This window comes from Pseudomonas sp. UBA7500, from assembly GCF_002478435.1.
Classification (GTDB): Bacteria; Pseudomonadota; Gammaproteobacteria; order Pseudomonadales; family Pseudomonadaceae; genus Aquipseudomonas; species Aquipseudomonas palmensis.
In genome coordinates, this window is record NZ_DLNW01000044.1 from 169,475 (window position 1) to 195,814 (window position 26,340).

Genomic DNA, 26,340 nt, shown 5'->3' on the forward strand with positions numbered 1-26,340 from the left:
TAAGTCTAAGCTTATAACAAGAAAAATGGAGTCCGTGATGATCCCACTGGATCGAATCCTGATAGGCAGCCTGCTGTTGCTTTCAATGCAAGCCGCCACTGCCGCCGATGGCCAGAAAATATTCACCCAGGGAGGGGAGAACCCCTCTGCCATGGCCTGCATGAGCTGCCATGGCCCCGATGGCCTGGGCATGGCCGCCGCCGGCTTCCCACGCCTGGCTGGCCTGCCGGCCGCCTATGTGAGCAAACAGCTCAAGGACTTTCGTGACGGCAGCCGCAAGCAGCCGATCATGGAGCCGCTGGCCAAGGCCCTGAGCGACGCCGAGATCAGCGCCATCAGCGCCACGCTGGCGGCAATGCCGGTACCGCCCACCCCTGATACCCGTCGCCAGCAGATGGCAACCGACCCGGTCGAGTCGCTGGCGCTTTACGGCGACTGGAGCCGAGGCATCCCCGGGTGCGTGCAATGTCACGGGCCGGGTGGTGTGGGGGTAGGCGAGCACTTTCCGCCATTGGCCCACCAGCCGGCCAGCTACCTGGCCGGGCAACTTGACGCATGGCGCGACGGCCGGCGCAGCAACGACCCTAACCAGTTGATGGTCGGTGTCGCCAAGGCCCTGACCGATACCGAGGTCAAGGCGCTGGCTGAATACTTTGCCACCCGCGCCAGCCAGGAGGCCGCCAAATGAATCGCTTGCTACTCACTACCCTGACCCTGTTCATGGGCGGCGTTCAGGCGGCCCCGATCGCCATGGAAGACCAGTCGCAACTGAAAGTGGCGCCGGCCAGCACGCCGGCCAGCTTCAAGCCCCCCGCCGAAAGCGAGTTGCCCGACAACGCCTTCGGCAAGATGGTGCGCGACGGCTATGCGCTGTTCGTCGACACCAAGCGCCTGGCCCCCGAGTATGTGGGCAACGGCCTGAACTGCAGCAACTGCCACCTGGATCAGGGACGGCTGGCGCATTCGGCGCCGCTGTGGGGGGCTTACCCGATGTACCCTGCCTATCGCAAGAAAAACGACAAGGTCAACACCTTTGCCGAGCGTATCCAGGGCTGCTTCCAGTTCAGCATGAACGGCAAGCCGCCGGAGGCCGACAGCCCCGAGATGACGGCGTTGTCGGTGTATGCCTACTGGCTGGCGAGCAAGGCACCGATCGGCGTCGAGACACCGGGGCGTGGCTACCCGGAGGTCGACAAGCCTGCGCAGGGCTATGACATCAAGCGCGGTGCCCAGGTGTATCAGCAGCAGTGCGCCATCTGCCACGGCGACAGCGGCCAGGGCCAGAAGGTGGCCAAGGACTATGTGATGCCACCGCTGTGGGGCAAGGACTCCTACAACTGGGGTGCCGGCATGCACCGCATCAACACGGCGGCCTCGTTCATCAAGCACAACATGCCGCTGGGCAAGCCAGGCACGCTGACCGACCAGCAGGCCTGGGACGTGGCGGCCTTCATCAACGCGCATGAGCGCCCTCAGGACCCGCGCCTGGTCGAAGGCTCGGTGGAAAAAACCCGGCTCAAGTTCCACGCCAATGACGGCGTCAACCTCTATGGCCAGAAGGTCGACGGGGTGCTGATCGGGCAGGGCACAGGCGGCTAGAACGCTCGCCCATCCGCGTATCCAGGCCTGCCTGCGGGCCTGGATACGCGGATTATTTGCAACCTGCGGGAACTATCTACACTGAGTTTTTCTCTATCATTCATTCGGCCGGGCCACGGGGGCATTGTAAGCGCATCGCCGCCTGATTAGACTGCGCCGAATTTCGTACTGCACAGCCCCTTGTTAAGGACGTTTATGATCAAGAAATGCTTGTTCCCGGCAGCCGGTTACGGCACCCGCTTCCTGCCAGCAACCAAAGCCATGCCAAAGGAAATGCTGCCAGTGGTGAACAAGCCACTGATCCAGTACGGCGTTGAAGAAGCGCTGGACGCTGGGTTGAACGAAATCTCCATTGTCACCGGCCGCGGCAAGCGCGCTCTGGAAGACCATTTCGACATCAGCTACGAGCTGGAAAACCAGATCAAGGGCACCGACAAGGAAAAGTACCTGGTCGGTATTCGTCGCCTGCTCGACGAGTGCTCGTTCTCCTACACCCGCCAGACCGAAATGAAAGGCCTGGGCCACGCGATCCTGACCGGTCGCCCGCTGATCGGTGACGAGCCGTTTGCCGTGGTGCTGGCCGACGACCTGTGCGTCAACCTCGACGGTGACGGCGTGCTCAAGCAGATGGTCAAGCTGTACAAGCAGTACCGCTGCACCATCGTTGCGATCATGGAAGTCGACCCGCAGGAAACCAGCAAGTACGGCGTGATCGCCGGCGACCTGATCGGCGACGACCTGTACCGTGTACGCAACATGGTCGAGAAGCCAAAGCCGGAAGACGCCCCGTCGAACCTGGCGATCATCGGCCGCTACATCATGACCCCGGACATCTTCAAGCTGATCGAAGAGACCGAGCCGGGCAAGGGCGGTGAAATCCAGATCACCGACGCCCTGATGAAGCAGGCCCAGGACGGCTGCGTGATTGCCTACAAGTTCAAGGGCAAGCGTTTCGACTGCGGTGGCGCCGAGGGTTACATCGACGCGACCAACTTCTGCTTCGAAAACTTCTACAAGACCGGCAAGGCCTACTGAGTTCACTCGGTCGGTTGCGTCACAAAGCCACCTTCGGGTGGCTTTTTTGTTTATGGGCCTGGCTGGCGGTATGCTGGCGGCCTGCCAAGGAGACTGATATGGCCTACGATTTTGATCTGTTCGTGATTGGCGCCGGTTCCGGCGGTGTGCGTGCAGCACGTTTTGCTGCCGGTTTCGGCGCAAAGGTGGCGGTGGTCGAAAGCCGCTACCTGGGCGGCACGTGTGTCAACGTCGGCTGCGTGCCGAAAAAACTGCTGGTGTACGGCGCGCACTTTGCCGATGACTTCGAGCAGGCGGCAGGCTACGGCTGGTCGCTGGAAGATGCACAGTTCGACTGGGCACAGCTGATCGCCAACAAGAACCGTGAAATCGAGCGGCTCAACGGCATCTACCGCAACCTGCTGGTCAACAGTGGCGTGACCCTGCTCGAAGGCCACGGCCGCCTCACCGGGCCCCATGAGGTCGAGGTGGACGGCACGCGCTACAGCGCGAAGAACATCCTGATCGCCACCGGCGGCTGGCCACAGATTCCGGACATCCCCGGGCGCGAGCTGGCCATCAGTTCCAACGAGGCGTTCTACCTCAAGACCCTGCCCAAGCGTGTGCTGGTGGTGGGGGGTGGTTACATCGCGGTGGAGTTCGCCGGAATCTTCCAGGGGCTGGGCGCCAAGACCAGCTTGCTCTACCGGGGCGACCTGTTCCTGCGCGGCTTCGATGGCGCAGTGCGCACGCACCTGAAGGAAGAGCTGGAAAAACGCGGTCTCGACCTGCAGTTCAACAGCGACATCCAGCGTATCGACCAGCAGCCCGATGGCAGCCTCAAGGCGACCCTCAAGGATGGTCGCGAGCTGATTGCCGACTGCGTGTTCTACGCCACCGGCCGGCGCCCCATGCTCGACAACCTGGGGCTTGAGAACACCGAAGTGCAACTGGACAAGCGCGGCTACGTGCAGGTCGATGACCAGTACCAGACCGACGAGCCGTCGATTCTGGCCATTGGCGATGTGATCGGCCGCGTGCAGCTCACTCCGGTGGCCCTGGCCGAAGGCATGGCCGTGGCGCGGCGCCTGTTCAAGCCGGAGCAGTATCGCCCGGTGGATTACCGGAACATCCCGACGGCAGTGTTCAGTCAGCCGCCGATCGGCACCGTGGGCCTGACCGAGGAGCAGGCGCTGGAGGCGGGGCACAAGGTGCAGATCTTCGAAAGCCGCTTCCGGCCAATGAAGCTGACCCTCACCGACGTGCAGGAGAAGACCCTGATGAAACTGGTGGTCGATGCCGACACCGACCGCGTGCTGGGCTGTCACATGGTCGGGCCGGATGCCGGCGAGATCATCCAGGGCCTGGGCATCGCGCTCAAGGCCGGGGCGACCAAGCAGCAGTTCGACGAAACCATCGGTGTGCACCCGACAGCCGCGGAGGAGTTCGTGACCCTGCGTACGCCTACGCGCTAAGCGGTGCTTCCAGCGCGGGTCCAGCCCCCTCCCACAGCGATTGCAACGGTCTTTGTGGGAGCGGGCTTGGCCCGCGATCGCATCAACATAAATCGTCTATCTGTACTGAGCTTTATAGCCAAAACCAATCACCAGCATCAGCTTTGCCAATGAGCGCTATTGGCGATGAATGGTTAGGATTCTCCCATCAAGTTTTTCAACCCTGAGGAGAGTCACCGATGCCTATCATCAACAGCCAGGTCAAACCGTTCAACGCTACTGCCTACCACAACGGCGAATTCGTCCCTGTTTCCGAAGCCGACCTGAAGGGCAAGTGGTCCGTGGTGTTCTTCTACCCGGCCGACTTCACCTTCGTCTGCCCGACCGAACTGGGCGACCTGGCCGACAACTACGCTGAATTCAAGAAGCTGGGCGTGGAAATCTACGGTGTGTCGACCGACACCCACTTCACCCACAAAGCCTGGCACGACACCTCGGAAACCATCGGCAAGATCCAGTATCCGCTGATCGGTGACCCGACCCACGTCATCTCGCGCAACTTCGACGTGCTGATCGAAGAAGCCGGCCTGGCCGACCGCGGTACCTTCGTGATCAACCCTGAAGGCCAGATCAAGATCGTCGAACTCAACGACGGCGGTGTAGGCCGTGATGCCAGCGAGCTGCTGCGCAAGGTCAAGGCTGCCCAGTACGTCGCTGCCCACCCAGGCGAAGTCTGCCCGGCCAAGTGGAAAGAAGGCGAAGCTACCCTGGCGCCATCGCTGGACCTGGTCGGCAAGATCTAAGACCGTGAACCAGCCGAGGGCGGGCCACCGCACCTGAAGTCTGTCCCGCCCCGCAAAACGCCCGGGCGACTCTGCCCGGGCGTTGTTTTTTTCTACCGTTTGAAAAGGAATCGCCCGTATGTTGGACGCCACGCTTAAAACTCAGTTGAAAGCCTACCTGGAGCGGGTCACCCAGCCGATCGAGATCGTTGCCTCCCTCGACGACGGCGCGAAGTCCCGTGAAATGCACGACCTGCTGCGGGAAATCGCCAGCCTGTCGGATCTGATTACCTTGCGCGAGGACGGTGCCGACGCCCGTCGCCCGTCGTTCTCGCTCAATCGCCCGGGGGGCGATATCAGCCTGCGCTTTGCCGGCATCCCCATGGGCCACGAATTCACCTCGCTGGTGCTGGCGCTGCTGCAAGTCGGTGGCCACCCCTCCAAGGCGAGCGCCGAGCTGATCGAACTGGTCGCCGGGCTCAAGGGTGAGTTCAACTTCGAAACCTACTTCTCGCTGTCGTGCCAGAACTGCCCGGACGTGGTGCAGGCGCTGAACCTGATGGCGGTACTCAACCCCAACGTGCGCCATGTGGCCATCGACGGCGCGCTGTTCCAGGCCGAAGTCGAGGCACGCCAGGTGATGGCAGTGCCCAGCGTCTACCTCAATGGCGAAGTGTTCGGCCAGGGCCGCATGGGCCTGGAGGAGATCGTCGCCAAGCTCGACACCGGCACCAGCGAGCGCCAGGCCGAGAAACTCAACGCCAAGGACGCCTTCGACGTGCTGGTGGTCGGTGGTGGGCCGGCAGGCGCGGCAGCAGCGATCTACGCGGCCCGCAAAGGCATTCGCACCGGCGTGGCTGCCGAGCGCTTCGGCGGGCAGGTGCTGGACACCATGGCCATCGAGAACTTCATCTCCGTGCAGGAGACCGAAGGGCCGAAGCTGGCCATGGCGCTGGAAGAGCACGTCAAGCAGTACGACGTCGACATCATGAACCTGCAGCGCGCCGATGCGCTGGTGCCGGGCCAGGACGGCGCGCTGCACCAGGTGCGCATGGCCAACGGTGCCACGCTCAAGGCCAAGACCGTGATCCTGGCCACCGGCGCACGCTGGCGCGAGATGAATGTGCCGGGCGAAAAGGAGTACCGCAGCCGTGGCGTGGCCTACTGCCCGCACTGCGACGGCCCGCTGTTCAAGGGCAAGCGTGTGGCGGTGATCGGTGGTGGCAACTCCGGCGTGGAGGCGGCCATCGACCTGGCCGGCATCGTCGCCCATGTCACGCTGATCGAGTTCGACAGCCAGTTGCGTGCCGACGCGGTGCTGCAGCGCAAGCTGCACAGCCTGGCCAACGTGACCGTGATCACCAGCGCCTTGACCACCGAAGTGCTGGGCGACGGCCAGAAGGTCAACGGGTTGCGCTACAAGGACCGCAACAGCGACGTGCAGCATGACATCGCGCTGGAAGGGATCTTCGTCCAGATCGGCCTGCTGCCCAACACCGATTGGCTCAAGGGCACCCTCGAGCTGTCGCCCCGTGGCGAGATCATTGTCGATGCGCGGGGCCAGACCAGCGTGCCGGGCGTGTTTGCCGCCGGTGACGTGACCACGGTGCCCTACAAACAGATCGTGATCGCGGTGGGTGAGGGGGCCAAGGCGTCGCTGGCAGCGTTCGACCACCTGATCCGTACCAGCGCTCCGGCCTGAGGCGCATCGCCGGCCTTGCCGGCCGTGACGGTGAACAACGCAAAAGCCCTGACAGGTCAGCCTGTCAGGGCTTTTGCGTGGCCTATTCGAACAGCGACCGGCCCTTGTCCAGTTGCTGGTCGACCAGCGACTTGCCCAGTGCAATCGACGCGCGCTGGGCGTTTTCCAGGTCGGCCAGAAACAGCGGCGCGTGGGCACACAATCGCCGGGTGCTGTGCTTGTCTGGGGAGGTGATGCGGCATCCGACTTCGAACGGCAGGGGAATGCCGGCATGCGGGACCACGTTTGCCGTGACCGTGTAGTTGCGGTGGACACATTCAAGGGTGTGCATGAGCGCTACCTCGCTGTGGTGGCTTCAACCGGTATCAGCTCCGGTATACCACAGCCAGGTGCGCCGGGGCGGCGCGCCGACGAGCGCGCCCCCGGGGCCGCTGTCAGAACTCGGTCGGCTGGATGATCTCTACCCAGTAATCGTCCGGGTCCTTGATGAAGGCCAGGTGCTTCATGCGCCCGTCGCTCAGGCGCTTCTGGAAGTTCACGCCCAGTTGCTCGAAACGCTCGCAGGCCGCACGGATGTCCGGTACGGCAATGCAGATATGGCCGAAACCGCGCGGGTCGGTGTTGCCGTTGTGGTAGGCGAACGCGGGATCGTTTTCGGTGCCGTGGTTGTGGGTCAGTTCGAGGATGCCCGGGATCGACTTCATCCACTCGGTACGCTTGGCCGGGTCGGCCGGAATCTGCGCCTTGTCCACCAGCGCCAGGAAGTACAGGCTGAATTCGGCTTCCGGGAAGTCGCGTTTTTCCACGAGGCTGAAGCCCAGAACGCGGGTGTAGAAGTCCAGGGACTTGGCGACGTCCTTGACCCGCAGCATGGTGTGGTTGAACACGAAGTTGTGGGTCGCGGCATCCGGTTGCGCGGTGACGCCGGGGAGGGTGTCGAGGTTTTGCAGGCTCATGGGCACTCCGCAGATAGGGCCGGCGCTTGGCGCGCCAGCAAAACAGTCAGGGAGCAATGATACGGAACTGAAGCGATTGCGCAAACGGTTTGCGCCCCGTCGGCAAGGCCTGACGGGGCGCAAGAATTAGAAGCCCGCCGAAGCGGGCGTATGGGGCGCTAATCCTTTAGCAGTCTTCATCCTGAGCCAGTACATGTGAAAAAAGTGTGAAGTACTGTTTCACTTGCGCAACCAGCTGTCGACTGTCTGTGCGCCGTACTCCTGCTTCCATGCCTTGAGGCCGTGATGATTGCCGCCCTTGGTTTCGATCAGCTCGCCGGTATGCGGGTTTTCATAGACTTTCACCACGCGCGCACGGCGTTGTTTGGGCGCGCTGGCAGTCCGGCGCGTAGTGGCCGCCGGGTCGAGAATATTGATGATGTCGCGCAAGCCCTTGTCATAGGTTTTCATCAGGCTGACAAGTTTCTGCTCGAATTCGATTTCCCGTTTGAGGCCGGCGTCTTTTTTCAGTGCCTCCAGTTGAGCAAGCTGTTCCTGAAGGGCTTTTTCGGCAGCACGAAACTCTGCAAGTCTGGACACTGTCATCTCTCCTGTTGGTCGGTAAGGGCCGTGCGCGGCGCAACCGCTTGAGGCCGCTATTGATGCCGCGTCACCGGGTAGAAAACAAACAACACAGTAAAAAGAGTGTAGTCAATCGCCCTGCGATAAACATCAAACTTTTACGACAACACACTACGGAACTTTCTTATTGCACAGTGCTCGCCACACTAAAGAATTAATTACCGCATCGGCATCTGTTCTAGACCATGGTCCAATGGCCCGTGCCAGAGCGCTTTGGAGATAATAAGCGGTCGCTGCCTAGTTGTGTGCAGCGGCCCTTGCCCAGCCCCGTCGGGGCTGATGGATACCTTGCCCTTCGTTCTGGATACTGCTTTTCATGCGTGCCCCAACTCCCTTCATTGCCCAACGCCCGGTGGTCGGCGCGTTGTTGTCCTTCGTTACTGTTTCGGCCCAGGCCAGTGGTTTCCTGCAAGACAGCAGTGTCAACATCGAGGCGCGCAATGTGTATTTCAATCGTGACTTTCGTGACGGTCACACCGCCTCCTCCCAGGGCGCGTCGAAACGTGAAGAGTGGGCGCAGGGTTTCATACTCAACGCGCAGTCCGGGTATACCCAGGGCACCGTGGGCTTTGGTATCGATGCGCTGGGCATGCTGGGTTTCAAACTCGATTCCAGCCCGGCCGACAGCAACAGCGGGCTGCTCCCGTCCAGCGGCCACAACCCGCGCCATTCGGCCGATCAGTACGCAAAACTGGGTGTGGCCGGCAAGGTGCGTTACTCGCAGACCGTATTGAAATACGGTGCCATGCTGCCGGACATGCCGCTGCTCAAGTACAACGACGGGCGCCTGTTGCCCACCATGTTCCATGGCGCGATGCTGACGTCCAGAGAGGTCGACAACCTCACCTTCAGCGCCGCGCGGCTCGACAAGTACACCGCCCGCGATTCGACCGACCAGCAAGACATCCGCGTGCACTGCAAGAACAAGCGCTATGCCTGCGACACCCGCGCCGACCACTTCGACACGGCCGGGCTGGAGTACCGCTTCAACGAGCGCCTGAGCGCGCAGTACCAGGTGGCCAAGCTCGAAAACATCTATCGCCAGCATTTCCTCGGGCTGGTGGCCAGCCAGCCCTTGAGCGTGGGCCGCCTCTCGGCCGACCTGCGCCTGATCAAGAGCGACGACATCGGTCGTGCCCGTGCCGGCGACATCGACCACCGTGCCTTCAGCGCCATGCTTGGCTACAGCCTGGGCGGGCACAAGCTCAGCGCCGGCTGGCAGCGCATGTACGGCGAGAACGCCATGCCGTACCTCGATGGCAGCAACCCCTACCTGGTCAACTACGCCCAGGTCAACGACTTCGCTGCGGCCCAGGAGCGGTCCTGGCAGGTGCGCTACGACTACGACTTCAAGGCAGTAGGGCTCGAAGGCCTGAGCTTCCTGACCCGCTACATCAGCGGCGATCACGTCAAGGTGCCGGGCAGCCCGGCACAGGGCAAGGAATGGGAGCGCGACAGCGAACTCAAGTACCAGGTGCAGAGCGGCACCTTCAAGGACGTCAGCGTGCGCCTGCGCAACTCCACCTACCGCAGCAACTACGAAAAATTCGCCCGCGACATGGATGAGACCCGGGTGATCGTCAGCTACAACTTCTCCGTACTGTAGGCGCAGGCTTTGCCAAGTGGCGCGGGCCGGCCGACAATGGCCGCGCGCCCCTGGGAGAGCTTGCGATGAAACACCTGCTGCTGATTGGAATAGGCCCGGGCAACCCCCGGCAGATCACCCTCGAAGCCATCGACAGCCTGAACCGCGCCGACGTGTTCTTCGTGCTGGACAAGGGCGCCGCCAAGGACGACCTGCTGCGCCTGCGCAAGGAGCTGCTGGAGCGCCACGTCACCCGGCCCTATCGCCTGGTGCAGGTCGAAGACCCGCAACGCGACGCGGCGGCTGTAGACTACGTCGGTGCCGTGGAGGACTGGCACCGCCAGCGCGCTGCGCTGTATGGGCGCCTGCTGCACGACGAGCTTGCCGAGGGGCAATGCGGCGCGTTCCTGCTGTGGGGCGAGCCGACGCTTTACGACAGCACCCTGCGCATTCTGGAGCGGGTGGCGCAGCCGGCGTTCAGCCTTGAAGTCATCCCCGGCATCAGCAGCGTCCAGGCCCTGGCGGCCGCTCACCGCATTGCACTGAACCGTATCGGCGAGCCGCTGCATATCCTGCCGGGCCGACGCCTGGCTGATGAGTCAGGCATCGACAACGTGGTGGTGATGCTGGACGGGCAATGCGCCTTTGCCGAACTGGACGATCCGCACCTGCACATCTATTGGGGCGCCTATCTGGGCACTGCCGACGAGCTGCTGATCGAGGGGCCGCTGATGCAGGTCAAGGCGCAGATCCTGGCTCAGCGCGAGCAGGCCCGCGCGCGCAAGGGCTGGATCATGGACACGTATCTGCTGCGCCGCCGCTAGGCCGGTTCTTGGCCTCGATCCACTGGGCCATGTACTGGGTGCTCTTGTGGTGATGGTGGCGCAGCATGGCCCCGGTGAAGTTGTACAGGCGCTGTTCATCCAGGTGCGCCAGCGTGTGTTCGATGCGCTGCACCAGGGCCTGGCCGTGCCAGCGCCTGTCGTAGCGGGCGCTCAGCAGCTGGCGCCCGTCGCGCTGGGCCTGCTCCCAGCGCGGTTGCTCGCTGTAGAGCCGCGCCGCGGCATCGGCCAACCCTTCGGCGGTGTCGGCCACCAGGCCTGGCCAGGGCAGGTCGCCGTGCATGGCCTCGGCGCCAATCGGGGTGGTCACGCTGGGCGTGCCGCACAGCATCGCATCGGTCAGCTTGCCCTTGATGCCGGCGCCAAAGCGCAGCGGAGCCAGGCACACCCGTGCGCCGCTCATCACCTGCAGGGCGTCCTCAGCCCAGTTCATCACGTGAAACCCTTCGGCAGCATTGTGCAGCGCGGTGGCCTTGGGCGGCGTGTAGGCACCATAGATGTGCAACTGAGCCTTGGGCAGGCGACGGCGGATCATCGGCCACAGGCTGTGCTTCATCCACAGCACCGCATCCCAGTTCGGCGCGTGGCGGAAGTTGCCGATGCTGAGAAAGTGCTCGCGTTCCGCGAACGGCCTGAAGGCTTCGGTGGGCGGCGCCAGCATCAGCGGGCACCAGTGCAGCAACGCCTCGGGCACGCCGAAGCCATTGACCAGCAGGTCTATCTCGACATCCGAGATCATCAGGCTCAGGTCGCTGCGGTAGATCGCCGCCAGTTCACGCTGGGCCAGGTCGGCACCGGCCATCTGGCGATACAGGTCGGGGCCCGAGGTGTTGAACAGCGCGCGAAAGTCGTTGCTGTCCAGGCCCTCGGCCAGGCGCCGGCGCAGCAACTGATGACGGGCATCGCGCAGGCTCTGCAGGTCGGAGGTCTCGAGCACGCGCAGGGCCGCCGGGCAATGCTTCTCGACGCGCCAGCCGAACTGCTCCTCCATCATGAAGCGATCGAACAGCACCACGTCGGGGGCAAGGTCGGCGATGAAACGGTCGAAACTGGCGTTGTTCAGCTCGATGGCCTGCTCGGCGATGCCCAGGCTCGCGAGGTCGGCCTTGTGTTCGCCGATGGCTGCGGGGCTGCTGAAGGTGATGCGCCAGCCGCGCTCCAGAAAACACTCCAGCAGCTGCATCATGTGCCCGCCGGCGGCCGAAGAGCGGGGTTCGGGCCAGACATAGCCGATGACCAGGACGTGGAGGGCGGTTGGGTGCATGGGGAGGGCGGGCCTTTGGGCAAAAAAGGCGTATTAAACCAGAATCCAGGCCACCCGTTTCGGCCTCTTCGGCGGCAGGCCGGCTCCCGCAGGTACAGCGGTGCGGGAGCTGGCGCGCCTAGAGGGCCAGAATCGAGGTCACCTTGTCGCGCAGCTGGTCGATGCTGAACGGCTTGCCGATCATGTGCATGCCCTCGGGCACATCGAAGCTGTCGGCATAGCCACTGGCGAACAGGATGGGCAACAGCGGCCGCAGTTCGCGGGCCTTGCCCGCCAGTTGCTTGCCGTCCATGTCGGGCAAGCCGACATCGGTCATCATCAGGGCAAGGGGTTTGTCCGGGTTGCCCAGCACTTGCAGCGCTTCTTCGGCATCTTTGGCCTCCACCACCTGGTAACCCAGTTCATCGAGCACATCCACCATCAGCATGCGCACGATGGTGTCGTCTTCGACGACCAGAAGAGGGTGATTATCGGGCATGGCAGGATCCTGTGAAAATGGGTGACACACTATCTGTAAACAGCACGCGGTGCTTAGTTCCCTGGATCGTCAAACGTACCAGCCAGTGAGCATAGCGGGCTCTGGCCAAACAGGGAACGTTTGGCGCAGCACTGGCTCAAATACGGGCTCGATGCCCGGCCAACACGGGCACGGCGCCACGCTGCGGGCATTGAACTGGCGGAAAACTGGAACAATTGCTCGAAAATCCGTCACACTCTTTCGTTCGTCTACTTGCTCGGGCCTTTCCAATGAGTCAACCAGCCTCGACCGATCAGCAGAGCTTTCGCAAGCTGCTGAGCCGCAACATCGGCCTGCCCCTGGGGGTCGGTCTGATCAGTGCGGTGGTTTTCGTCGCCGTGATTGCCTACCTGCTGTCGGTCATCCAGTGGGTCGCCCACACCGACCGGGTGATCAACAACGCCAACGAGGCGGTCAAGCTGTCCATCGACATGGAAACCGGCATGCGCGGGTTCCTGCTCACCGGCGACGAGCAGTTCCTCGACCCCTATGAAGTGGCCAAGCCACGCATACAGGCCGAACTCGAGACGCTCAAGGAACTGGTGGCCGACAACCCGCAGCAGGTCGACCGCCTGAGCCGCCTGCAAGCCCTGCAGGCCGCCTGGAACAACTTCGGCAAGGACATGATCGCCCTGCGCCGCGCCAATGACGACTACCGCACGCCCATCAAGCTCGGTCAGGGCAAGCGCCTGACCGACGAGATCCGCAAGGAGTTCGACGATTTCGTCGCGATGGAGCAACAGTTGCGTCTTGCCCGCAACGATCAGGTCAGCAACACCACGCAGTGGTCCATTTCCCTTTATCTGGCCTTCGTGGTGCTGCTCAGCGCATTGCTGGCCTATATCGGCCGCCGCGACCTGCTCAACCTGTCCAGCAACTACGCGGCCAACCTGGAGGCCCAGCAGCGCGCTGCCGAGCGCCTCGAACAGCAGGCCTGGCAGCGCGCCGGGCAATCGCGTCTGGCCGAGCAGGTGCTGGGGCAACTGACCCTGCCGATGCTGGGCAACAACATCCTGCAGTTCTTCGCCCATTACCTGGGCAGCGTGGTGGCGGCCGTGTACGTGCGCGACGAGCATGGCAGCCTGCGCCGCGTGGCCAGCTACGGCTTCTCCCGCGAGCAGCAGGGGCAGGAGCAGGTTGTCGGCGCCCAGGAGGGCATCCTTGCCCAGGCCGTGGCGCAGCGTCGCCTGATGCGCCTGGACGAGGTGCCGCAGGACTACTTCAAGGTCAGCTCCGGGCTGGGCGAGGGGTGCCCGCGCAACGTGCTGGTGATTCCGGCGATCAACGACGGCCAGGTCAATGGCGTGGTCGAGCTGGGCTTTCTGCGCGCAGTGGAGGACCGCGACATCGAGTTCCTCGAGCGGTTGGCCGACAACCTGGGCACGTCCATCGAGAGTGCGCGCTATCGCCAGCGCCTGCAGGAAGTGCTGGCCGAAACCCAGCAGCTCAACGAAGAGCTGCAGGTGCAGCAGGAAGAGCTCAAGACCGCCAACGAAGAGCTCGAGGAACAGTCCCGGGTGCTCAAGGAGTCCCAGGCCCATCTGGAGACGCAGCAGGCCGAGCTGGAGCAGACCAACGAGCAACTGGCCGAGCGTACCGACGCGCTGGCCGAACAGCGCGATGCGCTGGACCGCAAGAACGGCGAGCTGAACCGGGTGCAGGTCGAGTTGCAGGAGCGTGCAGAGGAACTGCAGCGTTCGAGCAAGTACAAGTCCGAATTCCTCGCCAACATGTCCCACGAGCTGCGCACCCCGCTCAACAGCTCGCTGATCCTGGCCAAGCTGCTGGCCGAGAACCCGCAGGACAACCTCAGCGCCGAGCAGGTCAAGTTCGCCGAGTCGATCTATTCGGCCGGCAACGACCTGCTCAACCTGATCAACGACATTCTCGACATCGCCAAGGTCGAGGCCGGCAAGCTCGATGTACGCGCCGAAACCACCCACATCAGCCGCATGGCCGAAGGCCTGCGCAGCCTGTTCGAGCCGCTGGCGCAGCAGAAGCAGCTGGCCTTCAGCGTCACCGTAGAGCCGCAGGTACCGGCCACCCTGTTCACCGATCGCCAGCGCCTGGAGCAGATCCTCAAGAACCTGCTGTCCAACGCACTGAAGTTCACCGAGCGCGGCCAGGTGGCGCTGACCATCGGCTACCAGGCCGGCACCGGCATCGTGTTCTCGGTGCGCGACAGTGGCATCGGCATTGCCGACGACCAGCAGCAGAGCATCTTCGAAGCCTTCCACCAGGCCGACGGCACCACCAACCGGCGCTACGGCGGCACGGGCCTGGGGCTGTCGATTTCCCGTGACCTGGCGCAGTTGCTGGGCGGCCAGATCCGTGTCGAAAGCCAACTGGGCCAGGGCAGCGTGTTCAGCCTGATACTGCCCGAGTCGTACGAGCCGAGCGTCGAGGCGCAGCCGCTGGCACTGGTGGCCCGCGCCGCCGCGCCGTTGCCCGTGGCGGCCCCCGTCGTGCTGCCGGCCGCCGAAGCCCCGCGGCCGGCGGCCAGCTTCGCCGACGACCGTCACCTGGCACCGTTCAGCAACCGCTGCATCCTGGTGATCGAGGACGAGCCCAACTTTGCCCGCATCCTCTTCGACCTGGCCCACGAACTGGGCTACAGCTGCCTGGTGGCCCAGGCCGCCGACGAAGGCTTCGAACTGGCGGCCAGCTACATTCCCGACGCCATCCTGCTGGACATGCGCCTGCCCGACCATTCCGGCCTAACCGTGCTGCAGCGGCTCAAGGAGCAGGCGTCCACCCGGCACATACCGGTGCACATCATCTCGGTCGAGGACCGTGTCGAGGCGGCCATGCACATGGGCGCGATCGGCTATGCGGTCAAGCCCACCAGCCGCGAGGAGCTCAAGGCCGTGTTCGGCCGCCTGGAAGCCAAGCTGACCCAGAAGCTCAAGCACATCCTGCTGGTGGAAGACGATGACCTGCAGCGCGAAAGCATCGCCCGCCTGATCGGCGACGAAGACATCAAGATCACCGCGGTGGGCATGGCTCAGGAAGCCCTGGAGCTGCTGCGCGAGAACATCTACGACTGCATGATCATCGACCTCAAGCTGCCCGACATGCTCGGCAACGAGCTGCTCAAGCGCATGACCGCCGACGATATCCGCTCGTTCCCGCCGGTGATCGTCTACACCGGGCGCAACCTGACCCGCGACGAAGAGGCCGACCTGCTCAAGTACTCGCGCTCGATCATCATCAAGGGCGCGCGTTCACCCGAGCGGTTGCTGGATGAAGTCACGCTGTTTCTGCACAAAGTCGAGTCGACGCTGTCCCATGAACGTCAGCGCATGCTCAAGACTGCGCGCAGCCGCGACAAGGTGTTCGAGGGGCGCAAGATCCTGCTGGTGGACGACGACGTGCGCAACATCTTCGCCCTCACCAGTGCGCTGGAGCACAAGGGCGCGATCGTGGAGATCGGTCGCAATGGCCGCGAGGCCATCGAAAAACTCGAGCAGGTCAGCGATATCGACCTGGTGCTGATGGACGTGATGATGCCGGAGATGGACGGCTATGAAGCCACCCGGCGCATTCGCAAGGACCCGCGCTGGCGCAAGCTGCCGATCATCGCCGTCACCGCCAAGGCCATGAAGGATGACCAGGAGCGCTGCCTGCAGGCCGGCGCCAACGACTACCTGGCCAAGCCGATAGAGCTGGACCGGCTGTTCTCCCTGATTCGGGTATGGCTGCCGCAACTGGAGCGAATTTGAGTATCGAACGTAACACCGACATTGAAATCCGGCTGCTGATCGAGGCGATCTACCTCAAGTACAGCTACGACTTTCGCGACTATTCCGGCGCTTCGATCAAGCGCCGGGTGCTGCATGCCGTGCGCCAGTTCGAATGCGCCACGGTGTCGGCCCTGCAGGAACGGGTGCTGCACGACCCGAGCGTGTTCATGCAGTTGCTGCAGTACCTCACCATCCCGGTGAGCGAAATGTTTCGCGACCCCGGTCACTTCCTCGCGCTGCGCGAGGAGGTGGTTCCGCACCTCAAGACCTGGCCCTCGATCAAGATCTGGATTGCCGGCTGCAGCACGGGCGAGGAGGTCTACTCCATGGCCATCCTGCTGCGCGAAGAAGGGTTGCTCGAACGCACCATCATCTACGCCACCGACATCAACCCCAGCTCGCTGGAAAAGGCCAAGCAGGGCATCTACTCGATGCAGAACATGCGCGAGTACACCGAGAACTACCAGAAGGCCGGCGGGCGCCGGGCCTTCAGCGACTACTACACTGCCGCCTATGGCAACGCGATCATCGACAGCAGCCTGCGCGAAAACGTGACCTTCGCCGACCACAGCCTGGCCACCGACAGCGTGTTCTCCGAAACCCAGCTGATCTCGTGCCGCAACGTGCTCATCTACTTCAACAAGACCCTGCAGGACCGGGCCTTCGGCCTGTTTCACGACTCGCTGTGCCACCGTGGCTTTCTGGTGCTGGGCAGCAAGGAAACCCTGGATTTTTCCGCTTACGCCAACCGCTTCGACGCGCTGGTCAAGCCAGAACGGATCTACCGAAAGTCATGAAAGGCACCGATGCGATCGTGGTGGGGGCTTCAGCCGGGGGCGTGTCGGCGCTGCTCACGGTGTTTGCCGCCTTGCCCGCCGACTACGCCATTGCGCTGCTGTGCGTGCTGCACCTGCCCGACGACCGCCACAGCCAGCTGGCCGAAGTCTTCAGCCGCCGCTTGCAGCGCCCCGTGCAGGAGGCCCGCGACAAGGAAAGCGTGGTGCCGGGCATGATCTACGTGGCCGGCCCCGGCTATCACCTGTCGGTGGAGCGTGACCGCAGCCTGTCCCTGAGCCAGGAGGACCGCGTGCACTTTTCCCGGCCCTCGATCGACATCCTCTTCGAGTCGGCCGCCGATGCCTATGGCGACGGCCTGGTCGGCGTGTTGCTGACCGGCGCCAACGAAGACGGTGCGCGCGGGCTGGCGCGCATCAAGGAGCACGGCGGTACTACCCTGATTCAAGACCCGCATGAGGCGCAAGTCGCGGTCATGCCCGAGGCGGCGCTGGCGCTGCACCGGCCCGACCACATACTCCCATTGAATGGCATCGGGCAATTGCTCGCCAAGCTGGAACCACGTGCATGCTAAGCCATATCCAAGCAAACCTGCTGATCGTCGACGACCTGCCGGAAAACCTGCTGGCGCTCGAGGCGCTGATCAAGGGGCCGGACCGCAACGTGTACCAGGCGCAATCGGCCGACCATGCGTTGTCGCTGTTGCTCGAGCACGAGTTCGCGCTGGCCATCCTCGACGTCCAGATGCCCGGAATGAACGGTTTCGAACTGGCCGAGATGATGCGCGGTACGGAAAAGACCAAGAACATTCCCATCGTGTTCGTGAGCGCTGCGGCGCGCGAGATGAACTACGCCTTCAAGGGCTACGAGAGCGGCGCGGTGGACTTCCTGCACAAGCCGCTGGACACCCAGGCGGTGAAGAGCAAGGTGGCGGTGTTCATCGACCTGTACCGCCAGCGCAAGGCCCTCGGCCAGCAGCTGGAGGCCCTGGAGCGCAGCCGCCAGGAGCAGGAGCTGCTGCTGGCGCAGCTGCAGGTCACGCGCAGCGAGCTGGAGCACGCGGTACGCATGCGCGACGACTTCATGTCGATCGTCTCCCACGAGGTGCGCACACCGCTCAACGGTCTGATACTGGAGACCCAGCTGCGCAAGCTGCACCTGGCGCGCAACAACGCCGATGCCTTCACCCTGGACAAGATGCACGCCATGGTCGAGCGTGACGAGCGCCAGATCAACAGCCTGATCCGGCTGATCGAAGACATGCTCGACGTGTCGCGCATCCGTACCGGCAAGCTGTCGATCCGGCCCGCATCGTTCGACCTGTGCCAGCTGGTCAGCGGCCTGGTCGAGAACTTCGCCGCCCAGGCGGCTGCGGTCGACTCGAGCATCAGCCTGCAGGCCGGCGCCGAACTGGTCGGCTACTGGGACGAGTTTCGTATCGAGCAGGTGATCGCCAACCTGCTCACCAACGCCCTGCGCTATGGCGCCAAGTCGCCGGTGCAGGTGCGCGTGTTCGAGGAACAGGGCATGGCCTGCGTGCAGGTGCGCGACCATGGCATCGGCATCAGTGCCGAGAACCAGCAGCGCATCTTCCAGCAGTTCGAGCGGGTATGCTCCAACCAGAGCAGTGCCGGCCTGGGGCTGGGCCTGTATATTTCCGAACAGATCGTGCTGGCCCATGGCGGCAGCATCACGGTCAGCAGTACCGAGGGCCAGGGCGCGACATTCAGCGTGCGCCTGCCACTGGTACGCAGCCCGCAAGAAAGTGGCGCGCAGCAGGCAACCTCTGCGTGAGGCCGGGGTCGTATAGCGATCCCCCATGAATCAAATACGAGTTGAAGGCATTGGCATGAGTGAAGATGCGCAAGATGTAGTACTGGTCGTCGAAGACGAACCGGTCATTCGCATGATCCTGAAGGACTATCTTCAAGGCGAGGGCTATCACGTGCTGGTGGCCGAAGATGGCGAGCAGGCATTCAAGATCCTGGCCAGCAAGCCGCACCTGGACCTTATCGTGACCGACTTCCGCCTGCCGGGCGGCATTTCAGGGGTACAGATCGCCGAACCTGCGGTCAAGCTGCGCCCGGACCTGAAGGTGATCTTCATCAGTGGCTACCCGGCGGAGATCCGCGAGTCGGGCAGCCCGATCGCGTTCAAGGCACCGATCCTGGCCAAGCCGTTCGACCTGGACAGCCTGCGCGACCAGATTCAGGAACTCCTGAAATAGGCCTGACGTTGGCGTGAGTTCAAGCGGCAGCGTCCAGCGCACCGGTCTGCAGGGTGCGCTCTATCGCCCCCAGCAGCATGTTTTCCATCAGCGCCAGGCGTTGTGGCTGCCCCAGCGGTGAGGCCTGCAACCAGCCGGGCAGGCTGTTGAGCAGCGTGGCGATGACATGGCCGGTCGCCTCCCGGGCCGGCGGCGGCAGGGCCGCGTGAGGGGCGATCAGCTGCAACAGGTGGGTTTCGTATTCACGGCGCAGCTGGGCGATACGTGCCTGTTGTTCCTCGCTCAGGCAGCACAGGTCACGTTCGGCCAGGCGAAACTGCAACGGGCGTTCGGCATGCAGCGCCCAGTGTGCCTTTATCACCCGGCTCAACGCCGTGGCCTCGGGCTTGCCGCGCCCACGGGGCTGCAGGGTGGCCAGCAACTCCTCGAACAGCTCTTCGATCAGGTCGAACAGCAGGTGCTGCTTGCTCGGGAAGTGGTGATACAGCGAGCCCGCCGTCAGCCCCAGGTGGCTGGCCAGTTCACGCATGCTGACCTGGCCGAACCCCTTGACCGCAAAGAGTTCGAGTGCCTTGTCCCGACGTTCTTCAAAGTTGGCGCAACGTTCGGCGCAGGTCTGCGGCATGCCCGTACCTCAGTAGGTGAAGAAGCCGCGGCCGCTCTTGCGCCCCAGGTAGCCGGCGGCGACCATTTCCTTGAGCAGGGCAGCGGGGCGGTACTTGCTGTCGTTGAAGCCGTCGTGGAACGACTCGATGATCGCCAGCAGCGTGTCCAGGCCGATCAGGTCGGCCAGGGCCAGCGGGCCGATGGGCTGGTTGCAGCCCAGGCGCATGCCGGTGTCGATGTCCTCGGCGCTGGCCAGGCCTTCCTGCAGCACCATGATCGCCTCGTTGATCATCGGCACCAGGATGCGGTTGACCACGAAGCCCGGGCGGTTGCCGGCACTGATGGCGGTCTTGCCCACGCGCTCGGTCAGGGCCATGGCGCTGGCGTAGGTGGCATCGCTGGTCTGCAGGCCGCGAATGATCTCGACCAGCGCCATCATCGGCACCGGGTTGAAGAAGTGCACGCCGATGAAACGTTCGGGCTGGCTCACCGATGCGCCCAGCTGGGTGATCGACAGCGACGAGGTGTTGGTGGCGATGACGCAGTCGTCGGCCACGCTGGCGGCCACCTGCTGCAGAATCTTCACCTTCAGGGCGAGGTTCTCGGTGGCTGCCTCGATCACCAGCTGCGCGCCCTTGAGCTGCGCGTAATCGGTGCTGGTGGCGATGCGCGTCAGGGCTGCCTCGGCCTGTTCGGCCTGCAGGGTCTGCTTGCTGACCTGGCGCTCCAGGTTCTTGCGCAGGGTGGCCAGGCCACGCTCCAGCGCGGCCTCGGACACGTCGATCAGGGTGACCTGGTAGCCGGCCACTGCACACACCTGGGCAATCCCGTTGCCCATGGTGCCGGCGCCGATCACGGCGATGTTTTCAATACTCACGGTTAACTCCGACTCAAACACGTTCGAACACGACGGCGATACCCTGACCGCCGCCGATGCACATGGTGGCCAGCGCGTAGCGGCCCTGGATACGTTGCAGCTCATGGATCGCCTTGGTGGCGATGATGGCCCCTGTGGCCCCCACCGGGTGGCCCAGGGAAATGCCCGAGCCGTTGGGGTTGACCTTTTCGGGGTCCAGGCCCAGTTCCCGCGACACGGCGCAGGCCTGGGCAGCGAAGGCTTCGTTGGACTCGATCACGTCCAGGTCGGCGACGCTCAGGCCGGCCTTTTCCAGCACCTTGCGCGTGGCCGGCACCGGGCCCAGGCCCATCAGCTCGGGCTCGACGCCTGCATGTGCATAGGCCACCAGGCGCGCCAGCGGGCGCAAGCCCAGGCGCTCGACCATTTCGCCGGTGGCCAGCACCAGGGCGCCGGCGCCGTCGTTGAGGCCGCTGGCGTTGCCGGCGGTGACGGTGCCGTCCTTCTTGAAGGCAGGCTTCATGCCGGCCAGTTGCTCGGCACTCACATCGCCACGCACATGCTCGTCCACCTCGAAACGTACCGGACCTTTGCGGCTCGGGATCTCGATGGGCACGATCTGGCTGGTGAAGCGGCCTTCGGCGATGGCGCGGGCGGCGCGCTGCTGGCTGGTCAGGGCCACCTCGTCCTGCATCTGGCGGGTGATGCCGTTTTTCGCCGCCACGTTCTCGGCGGTGATGCCCATGTGAAAGCCTTCGAACGGGTCCTGCAGAATGCCCAGCATGTAGTCGACACCCTTCAGGTCACCCATGCGCGCGCCCCAGCGCGCCTGCGGCAGCAGGTACGGGCCGCGACTCATGGATTCGGCGCCGGCGGCAATCACCGCCTCGGCCTCGCCCAGCAGCAGGCTCTGCGCGGCCGAGACGATGGCCTGCAGGCCCGAGCCGCACAGGCGGTTGACGTTGAATGCCGGGGTTTCCTTGGGTACGCCGGCGTTCATTGCAGCCACGCGGCCAAGGTACGCGTCACGCGGCTCGGTGGGGATCACGTTGCCCATGACCATGTGGCCGATCTGTTCGGGGGCAATGCCGGAGCGTTCGATGGCGGCGCGGGTCACCTGGGTGGCCAGGTCGGCCAGGGGCAGGTCCTTGAGCGAGCCGCCGAAGGTGCCGATGGCCGAGCGAACGGCGCTCACTACATAGATTTGCGGGGTGTTCATACGCGACTCCAGTGTGCGAAAGCGTGGCGGGGCGCTGCCTGGCTCTGCCAGAATGGCGCCCGGGGCCACGCTCGGGATGGGTTCGAGTCTAGGCAAAGGTCACGCCTGGGCCTATGCCATAACTGCCCAGCGAGGCTGGCACTTTTTGCCATATTCTTACGCTGCATAGCGGAAACAGTCATGCTGGAAAACGATTCGGTCGCGGTGTACTTCGTGCACATCATGCTGCACACACTGCGCCAACAGCCGGCGCGCGCCAGTGCGTTGCTGGTGCAGGCGGGCATCGACCCGGCGGTGGTGGACGCACCCGATGCACGGGTGCCGGCCAGGGCGTTCGCACGGCTGTGGCTGCTGCTCATTGAAGACCTGGGCGACGAATTCTTCAACCTCGACAGCCACGGCATGCCGCTGGGCAGTTTCGCCCTGATCTGTCGTGGGCTGATCCAGGAGCCGACGCTGGAAAAGGCCTTGCGCCAGTGCCTGAGCAACTTCGGCCTGTTCCTGCGTGACGTGCGCGGGCGCCTGGTGGTGCGTGGGCAGCGTGCGGTGATCAGCCTGGAGTCGCATTTCGACGATGCGCAGACTCGGGTATATGCCGAGGAGACCTTCCTGGTGCTGGTGGTCAGCCTGCTGTGCTGGCTGGGGGGGCGGCGCATCGCCATCGACCGTACCGAACTGCGCGACGGGCGTGCGGTGCTGGAGGACGACGCGTTGCTGTGGGGGCCGAACCTGCAGTTGGGCAGTGGCCGCACCCAGGTCGAGTTCTCGGCGCACTACCTGCGCTTGCCGGTGGTGCAGGACCTGAGTGCGCTCAAGACCTTCCTGCGCAGTGCGCCGCAGTGGCTGGTGGTGCGCTACCGCAACCAGAACGGATTGGCGGCGCGGGTTTACCGGCATCTGCGCGGGCGTCAGTACGGGCAGTGGCCAACCTTGCTGGGCATGGCGGCAGCCGAGGGCCTGAGCCCGAGCAGTTTTCGCCGGCAGTTGGAGCGTGAAGGGTGTTCGTACCAGCAGATCAAGGACGAGGTGCGCCGTGCACTGGCGTTCGAGTGTCTGCGCGATGGTGTGTTGAGCGTGGCGCAGATTGCCGAGCAGACCGGCTTCCAGGAGCCCAGCGCGTTTCATCGCGCGTTCAAGAAATGGACGGGGGAGAGCCCGGGGAGCTACCGGGCGCGGGTGGCGGGGGAGTAGGGGGCTGGCCCCCTCGACACCCTGCGCGCTGCTCGCACAGGGTCTGCAGCAGCTCGCGCAGCGCCAGGCCATCGGCGTCCAGCCCCTTGCGCCCGTACAACGCCAGCTCCAGACCCTGGACCGGGGTAAACCCCTGCGCTTCACCCAGCACCCGATGGGTCGGCAACACGCTGCGGGTCGGTATCAGGCTCACGCCCAACCCCGCACTCACCGCCGCCCCCAGGCTGGCCAGACTGGTGCTCGAATAGCTGATACGCCAGCTGCGCCCACGAGCTTCCAGCGCATTGATCATTTCCTGCCGGTACAGCGCCCCCACCGGAAACACCACCAGCGGCACCGGGTCGGCCAGCTGCGTCTGCCCGGCACTGCACACCCACGACAACGGCTCGTGCCAGCCGGCATGGCGGTCGCGGTCCGCACCCCATTGCTTGACCAGCAGCAGGTCCAGCTCGCCATCACGGTACAGGCGCAGCAGCGGGCTGCTCAGCCCGCTCTCAACCTCCAGGCGCACATGCGGGCGCTCGCCGATGAACCGGCTCAATGGCTCGGTCAGCACTTCCCCGGCCAGGTCTTCCGGCACCCCCAGGCGTAGCGCCCGTTGCGCCTGCACCGGGCTGAACGCCTGGCGCGCCTCTTCGTCCAGGCGCAGCAGGCGCCGGGCATACCCCAGCAGGCGCTCGCCATCTTCGGTCGGCCACACCTGGCGCTGGCTGCGATCCAGCAGGCGCACCCCCAGGTGCTGCTCCAGCCGAATGATCTGCTGGCTGATGGTCGACTGGGTCAGGTGCAGGCGCTCGGCGGCGCGGGTGAAATTGCCGGTTTCCACCACGGTCACGAAGCTGCGCAGCAGTACGGGGTCAAGCATTCGATTACCCACTGGTATGCATGAAATCAATTAATTTCATGCTACACCCCAAGCCTCGGATAATCCCGCTTCATTGCACCAAAGGAGGCGCCATGTCATTGCTCAGACACTGGATGTACGGGGTTGCCGGGCTGTGCGCCAGCCTCGGCATCGCCGGGGCCGCCGGGGCGGCTGACACCTTGCTCGAAGCCGCCGCCGACGGCAACCCAACCCGCGTCGGCGCCTTGCTGGCCCAGGGCGCCGACGTCGATCAGCGCGACTCGCGCAACAATACGCCGCTGTTGCTGGCCACCGCCGGTGGGCATGTGGCGGCGGCGCGCCAGTTGATCGACGCCGGCGCCGACGTCAACGCCAGCAACTGGATGCACGACAGCCCGTATCTGCTGGCGGGCGCCGAAGGCCAGTTGCAGATCCTGGAGATGACCCTGGCCCATGGCGCGGACCTCAAGAGCACCAACCGCTATGGCGGCACGGCGCTGATCCCCGCATGCGAGCGCGGCCATGTCGAGGTGGTCGCTCGCCTGCTGGCCGCCGGCGTTGCACCCGACCACGTGAACTCGCTGGGCTGGACCGGGCTGCTGGAAGCCATCCTGCTCAGCGATGGCGGCCCGCGCCACCAGGCCATCGTGCAACTGCTGATCGACGCCGGTGCCGACGTCAATCTTGCCGACCGCCAGGGCGTGACGCCCCTACAGCACGCCCGGGAACGCGGCCAGCAGCGGATCGTCGAGTTGCTGCTGGCCCACGATGCCCATTGAACCTGACAGGAGCCTGACCATGGCCAACGAACATTTCATGCAGCAAGCGCTGGGGCTGGCCCGGGCGAACATCCAGGCCGGCGGCCGCCCGTTCGCGGCGGTGCTGGTGCACCAGGGCCGGGTGATCGCCGAGGCGGTCAACCAGATCCACCTGACCCAGGACCCGACCGCCCACGCCGAACTGCAGGCCATCCGCCTGGCCAGCCAGGTGCTCGGCAGCCCGCGCCTGGAGGGCTGCGAAATCTACGCCACCGGCCACCCCTGCCCGATGTGCCTGGCCGCCATGCACCTGTGCGGTATCGAGCGCGCCTGGTTCGCCTACAGCAACGAAGACGGCGAGCCCTATGGCCTGTCGACGGCAGCGGTGTACGCGCAGATGGCACGCCCGCCGCAGCAGCAGTCGCTGCCCCTGGCACCCCTGAAGCCAGCCGGCGAGCAGGGCCTGTACGCCGCCTGGCGGCAGGTGCAGGGGTGATGCGCGAGCAGGCTCGCAGTACCTTGCTGCTGTTGCTGGTGGTGGTGATGGCGCTGAACCTGCGCCCCATCCTCACCAGCATCGGCCCATTGCTGGAGGCCATCCGCCAGAGCACCGGCATCGGCTACCAGCAGGCCGCGCTGCTGACCGCCTTGCCCGTGCTGTGCATGGGGCTGGTGCCCTTGCTGCAACCCTGGTTGCGCCGCTGGGTCAGCGAGCAGGGCGCGATGCTCGCCGGGCTGGCCGCCATCGCGCTGGCCTGCGCCTGGCGCCTGACCCTCGACTCCGCCGCTGCGCTGATCGCCAGCGCGGCATTGGCCGGGCTTGGGGTGGCCTGCATTCAGGCGCTGATGCCGGGGCTGGTCAACCGCTGGTTTCCTCACCGCCTGGCCATGGCCATGGGTGTGTATTCGGCAGCCCTGATGAGCGGCGGCGGGGCCGCCGCCGTGCTCGGGCCGCGGGTGGCCGAGCAGTTCTCGCACTGGCAGGCAGGCCTGGGCATCTGGCTGTTGCCGGCCTTGCTGGCGTTCGCGGTATGGGCCTGGGTGCGCCCGCAGCTCGAAGCGGCGGTCGGCGGCGCAGGTGCCAGCGGGCACCTGTTCGGCAGCCGTCGGGCATGGCTGCTGGCGGTCTATTTCGGGCTGATCAATGGCGGCTACACCAGCATGGTGGCGTGGCTGCCGGCCTACTACCAGCAGGTCGGCGGCAGTGCCCAGGGCGGTGGCGAGCTGGTGGGGCTGATGACCGTGTTCCAGGTGGCCGGCGCCCTCGGGCTGCCCTTGCTGCTGCGTCGCCTGGTGGATCGGCGCCCCGGCTTGTGGCTGGCGTTGACCGTGCAACTGGCAGGCTTTGTCGGCCTGCTGCTGGCCCCGGCAATCGCCGGGCTATGGGTGGCCCTGATCGGCTTCGGCCTGGGCGCGTGCTTCAGCCTCAGCCTCACGCTGACCCTCGAGCACCTCAAGGCCCCGGCCAGTGCGGGGGCGCTGGCGGCGTTCGTGCAGGGCGTGGGCTTTATCATCACCGGCATCGTGCCTTACGTCACCGGCTGGTTGCGCGACGTCAGCGGCGACTTCCAGGCCTCCTGGCTGCTGCTGAGCGTGACGGTGCTGCTGATGCTGCTGGTGACCTGGCGCTTCGCCCCCAGCGGCTATGCGCAGGCGATGGGCATGCCGTTGATCCGCGAAAGCGACGCCAGGGCAGGCATGGCACCACACTGAAAGGGTCGGTGCGCGCCGGTGCCGGGCGTGCCTTCCATTTCACGGGAGAACT

General features: G+C 64.6%; 26 protein-coding genes. 17 read left to right on the forward strand and 9 right to left on the reverse strand.

Annotated elements, in window-relative coordinates:
- Nucleotides 1–37: 37 nt before the first annotated feature.
- The 6 genes from B4I46_RS17910 (at nt 38) to ahpF (ending at nt 6,551) form a co-directional block, all read left to right on the forward strand.
- Nucleotides 38–688: a c-type cytochrome gene (locus B4I46_RS17910; RefSeq protein ID WP_043861739.1), complete on the forward strand. Its 651-nt coding sequence runs from the start codon at nt 38–40 to the stop codon at nt 686–688.
- Entirely contained in the window at nt 685–1,599 is a 915-nt protein-coding gene (locus tag B4I46_RS17915) for a c-type cytochrome (protein ID WP_286901226.1), read from the forward strand. Before B4I46_RS17910 ends, B4I46_RS17915 begins: the two co-directional genes overlap by 4 nt.
- Before the next feature lie 195 nt (nt 1,600–1,794).
- A complete protein-coding gene (gene galU / locus B4I46_RS17920; RefSeq protein ID WP_043861741.1) occupies nt 1,795–2,634 on the forward strand; it encodes a UTP--glucose-1-phosphate uridylyltransferase GalU in 840 nt (279 codons plus the stop codon).
- 98 nt (nt 2,635–2,732) lie between these two features.
- Nucleotides 2,733–4,088: a glutathione-disulfide reductase gene (gene gorA, locus B4I46_RS17925; RefSeq protein WP_054914308.1), complete on the forward strand. Its 1,356-nt coding sequence runs from the start codon at nt 2,733–2,735 to the stop codon at nt 4,086–4,088.
- A 218-nt stretch (nt 4,089–4,306) separates the two neighbouring features.
- Entirely contained in the window at nt 4,307–4,870 is a 564-nt protein-coding gene (ahpC, locus tag B4I46_RS17930) for an alkyl hydroperoxide reductase subunit C (protein WP_043861743.1), read from the forward strand.
- 118 nt (nt 4,871–4,988) lie between these two features.
- Nucleotides 4,989–6,551: an alkyl hydroperoxide reductase subunit F gene (ahpF, locus tag B4I46_RS17935; RefSeq protein WP_286901229.1), complete on the forward strand. Its 1,563-nt coding sequence runs from the start codon at nt 4,989–4,991 to the stop codon at nt 6,549–6,551.
- An 82-nt stretch (nt 6,552–6,633) separates the two neighbouring features.
- Here ahpF and B4I46_RS17940 read toward each other — a convergent pair whose 3' ends face one another.
- The 3 genes from B4I46_RS17940 to B4I46_RS17950 form a co-directional block, all read right to left on the reverse strand.
- Nucleotides 6,634–6,882 carry a hypothetical protein gene (locus B4I46_RS17940; protein WP_054914310.1) on the reverse strand — a complete coding sequence of 83 codons (249 nt, stop codon included), beginning with the start codon at nt 6,880–6,882 and terminating at the stop codon, nt 6,634–6,636.
- Nucleotides 6,883–6,985: 103 nt separating this feature from the next.
- Nucleotides 6,986–7,507, reverse strand: coding sequence for a lactoylglutathione lyase (gene gloA / locus B4I46_RS17945; protein WP_043861746.1), 522 nt, complete (start codon nt 7,505–7,507; stop codon nt 6,986–6,988).
- 219 nt (nt 7,508–7,726) lie between these two features.
- Nucleotides 7,727–8,086, reverse strand: a complete 360-nt coding sequence (locus B4I46_RS17950; protein WP_286901232.1) for a histone-like nucleoid-structuring protein, MvaT/MvaU family — start codon at nt 8,084–8,086, stop codon at nt 7,727–7,729.
- 358 nt (nt 8,087–8,444) lie between these two features.
- Here B4I46_RS17950 and B4I46_RS17955 point away from each other — a divergent pair, with 358 nt between their 5' ends.
- Both B4I46_RS17955 and cobF read left to right on the forward strand, forming a co-directional pair.
- On the forward strand, nt 8,445–9,734 hold the full coding sequence (locus tag B4I46_RS17955; RefSeq protein ID WP_054914311.1) for an OprD family porin: 1,290 nt from the start codon (nt 8,445–8,447) through the stop codon (nt 9,732–9,734).
- Between the two features lie 65 nt (nt 9,735–9,799).
- Nucleotides 9,800–10,537: a precorrin-6A synthase (deacetylating) gene (gene cobF, locus B4I46_RS17960; RefSeq protein ID WP_286901234.1), complete on the forward strand. Its 738-nt coding sequence runs from the start codon at nt 9,800–9,802 to the stop codon at nt 10,535–10,537.
- On the opposite strand, the gene B4I46_RS17965 is transcribed toward cobF, so the two are convergent.
- Both B4I46_RS17965 and B4I46_RS17970 read right to left on the reverse strand, forming a co-directional pair.
- On the reverse strand, nt 10,506–11,819 hold the full coding sequence (locus B4I46_RS17965; protein WP_054914312.1) for a glycosyltransferase: 1,314 nt from the start codon (nt 11,817–11,819) through the stop codon (nt 10,506–10,508). The genes cobF and B4I46_RS17965 overlap by 32 nt on opposite strands.
- A 118-nt stretch (nt 11,820–11,937) precedes the next feature.
- Nucleotides 11,938–12,297, reverse strand: a complete 360-nt coding sequence (locus B4I46_RS17970; RefSeq protein ID WP_088514409.1) for a response regulator — start codon at nt 12,295–12,297, stop codon at nt 11,938–11,940.
- A 269-nt stretch (nt 12,298–12,566) separates the two neighbouring features.
- On the opposite strand from B4I46_RS17970, the gene B4I46_RS17975 reads away from it, so the two are divergent.
- The 5 genes from B4I46_RS17975 to B4I46_RS17995 are packed head-to-tail and all read left to right on the forward strand — an operon-like array spanning nt 12,567 to nt 19,101.
- On the forward strand, nt 12,567–16,058 hold the full coding sequence (locus tag B4I46_RS17975; RefSeq protein WP_043861752.1) for a response regulator: 3,492 nt from the start codon (nt 12,567–12,569) through the stop codon (nt 16,056–16,058).
- Complete coding sequence (locus tag B4I46_RS17980; RefSeq protein ID WP_043861753.1) at nt 16,055–16,876, forward strand: CheR family methyltransferase; 822 nt, start codon at nt 16,055–16,057, stop codon at nt 16,874–16,876. The genes B4I46_RS17975 and B4I46_RS17980 overlap by 4 nt, the downstream gene beginning before the upstream one ends.
- Nucleotides 16,873–17,448, forward strand: coding sequence for a chemotaxis protein CheB (locus tag B4I46_RS17985; protein ID WP_043861754.1), 576 nt, complete (start codon nt 16,873–16,875; stop codon nt 17,446–17,448). Before B4I46_RS17980 ends, B4I46_RS17985 begins: the two co-directional genes overlap by 4 nt.
- On the forward strand, nt 17,442–18,668 hold the full coding sequence (locus tag B4I46_RS17990) for a hybrid sensor histidine kinase/response regulator (protein ID WP_043861755.1): 1,227 nt from the start codon (nt 17,442–17,444) through the stop codon (nt 18,666–18,668). Before B4I46_RS17985 ends, B4I46_RS17990 begins: the two co-directional genes overlap by 7 nt.
- A 55-nt stretch (nt 18,669–18,723) precedes the next feature.
- On the forward strand, nt 18,724–19,101 hold the full coding sequence (locus B4I46_RS17995) for a response regulator (RefSeq protein ID WP_043861756.1): 378 nt from the start codon (nt 18,724–18,726) through the stop codon (nt 19,099–19,101).
- 19 nt (nt 19,102–19,120) lie between these two features.
- Here B4I46_RS17995 and B4I46_RS18000 read toward each other — a convergent pair whose 3' ends face one another.
- Genes B4I46_RS18000 through B4I46_RS18010 form a run of 3 tightly spaced genes read right to left on the reverse strand, consistent with a single transcriptional unit; the run spans nt 19,121 to nt 21,782 of the window.
- Nucleotides 19,121–19,726, reverse strand: coding sequence for a TetR/AcrR family transcriptional regulator (locus tag B4I46_RS18000; protein ID WP_253087067.1), 606 nt, complete (start codon nt 19,724–19,726; stop codon nt 19,121–19,123).
- Between the two features lie 9 nt (nt 19,727–19,735).
- Nucleotides 19,736–20,584, reverse strand: coding sequence for a 3-hydroxybutyryl-CoA dehydrogenase (locus B4I46_RS18005; RefSeq protein WP_043861758.1), 849 nt, complete (start codon nt 20,582–20,584; stop codon nt 19,736–19,738).
- Between the two features lie 13 nt (nt 20,585–20,597).
- On the reverse strand, nt 20,598–21,782 hold the full coding sequence (locus B4I46_RS18010; protein ID WP_043861759.1) for an acetyl-CoA C-acyltransferase family protein: 1,185 nt from the start codon (nt 21,780–21,782) through the stop codon (nt 20,598–20,600).
- Nucleotides 21,783–21,962: 180 nt separating this feature from the next.
- On the opposite strand from B4I46_RS18010, the gene B4I46_RS18015 reads away from it, so the two are divergent.
- Nucleotides 21,963–22,973 (forward strand): AraC family transcriptional regulator, encoded by a 1,011-nt coding sequence (locus B4I46_RS18015; RefSeq protein ID WP_286901237.1) that lies wholly within the window; start codon nt 21,963–21,965, stop codon nt 22,971–22,973.
- Here B4I46_RS18015 and B4I46_RS18020 read toward each other — a convergent pair.
- On the reverse strand, nt 22,915–23,838 hold the full coding sequence (locus B4I46_RS18020; protein ID WP_078481171.1) for a LysR substrate-binding domain-containing protein: 924 nt from the start codon (nt 23,836–23,838) through the stop codon (nt 22,915–22,917). The genes B4I46_RS18015 and B4I46_RS18020 overlap by 59 nt on opposite strands.
- A gap of 92 nt (nt 23,839–23,930) precedes the next feature.
- Between B4I46_RS18020 and B4I46_RS18025 the strand changes: the two genes are divergently transcribed.
- Genes B4I46_RS18025 through B4I46_RS18035 form a run of 3 tightly spaced genes read left to right on the forward strand, consistent with a single transcriptional unit; the run spans nt 23,931 to nt 26,288 of the window.
- A complete protein-coding gene (locus B4I46_RS18025; RefSeq protein ID WP_376787184.1) occupies nt 23,931–24,596 on the forward strand; it encodes an ankyrin repeat domain-containing protein in 666 nt (221 codons plus the stop codon).
- 19 nt (nt 24,597–24,615) lie between these two features.
- Nucleotides 24,616–25,071 carry a nucleoside deaminase gene (locus B4I46_RS18030; RefSeq protein ID WP_054914318.1) on the forward strand — a complete coding sequence of 152 codons (456 nt, stop codon included), beginning with the start codon at nt 24,616–24,618 and terminating at the stop codon, nt 25,069–25,071.
- Nucleotides 25,071–26,288, forward strand: a complete 1,218-nt coding sequence (locus B4I46_RS18035) for a cyanate transporter (protein ID WP_054914319.1) — start codon at nt 25,071–25,073, stop codon at nt 26,286–26,288. The genes B4I46_RS18030 and B4I46_RS18035 overlap by 1 nt, the downstream gene beginning before the upstream one ends.
- Nucleotides 26,289–26,340: the final 52 nt, after the last annotated feature.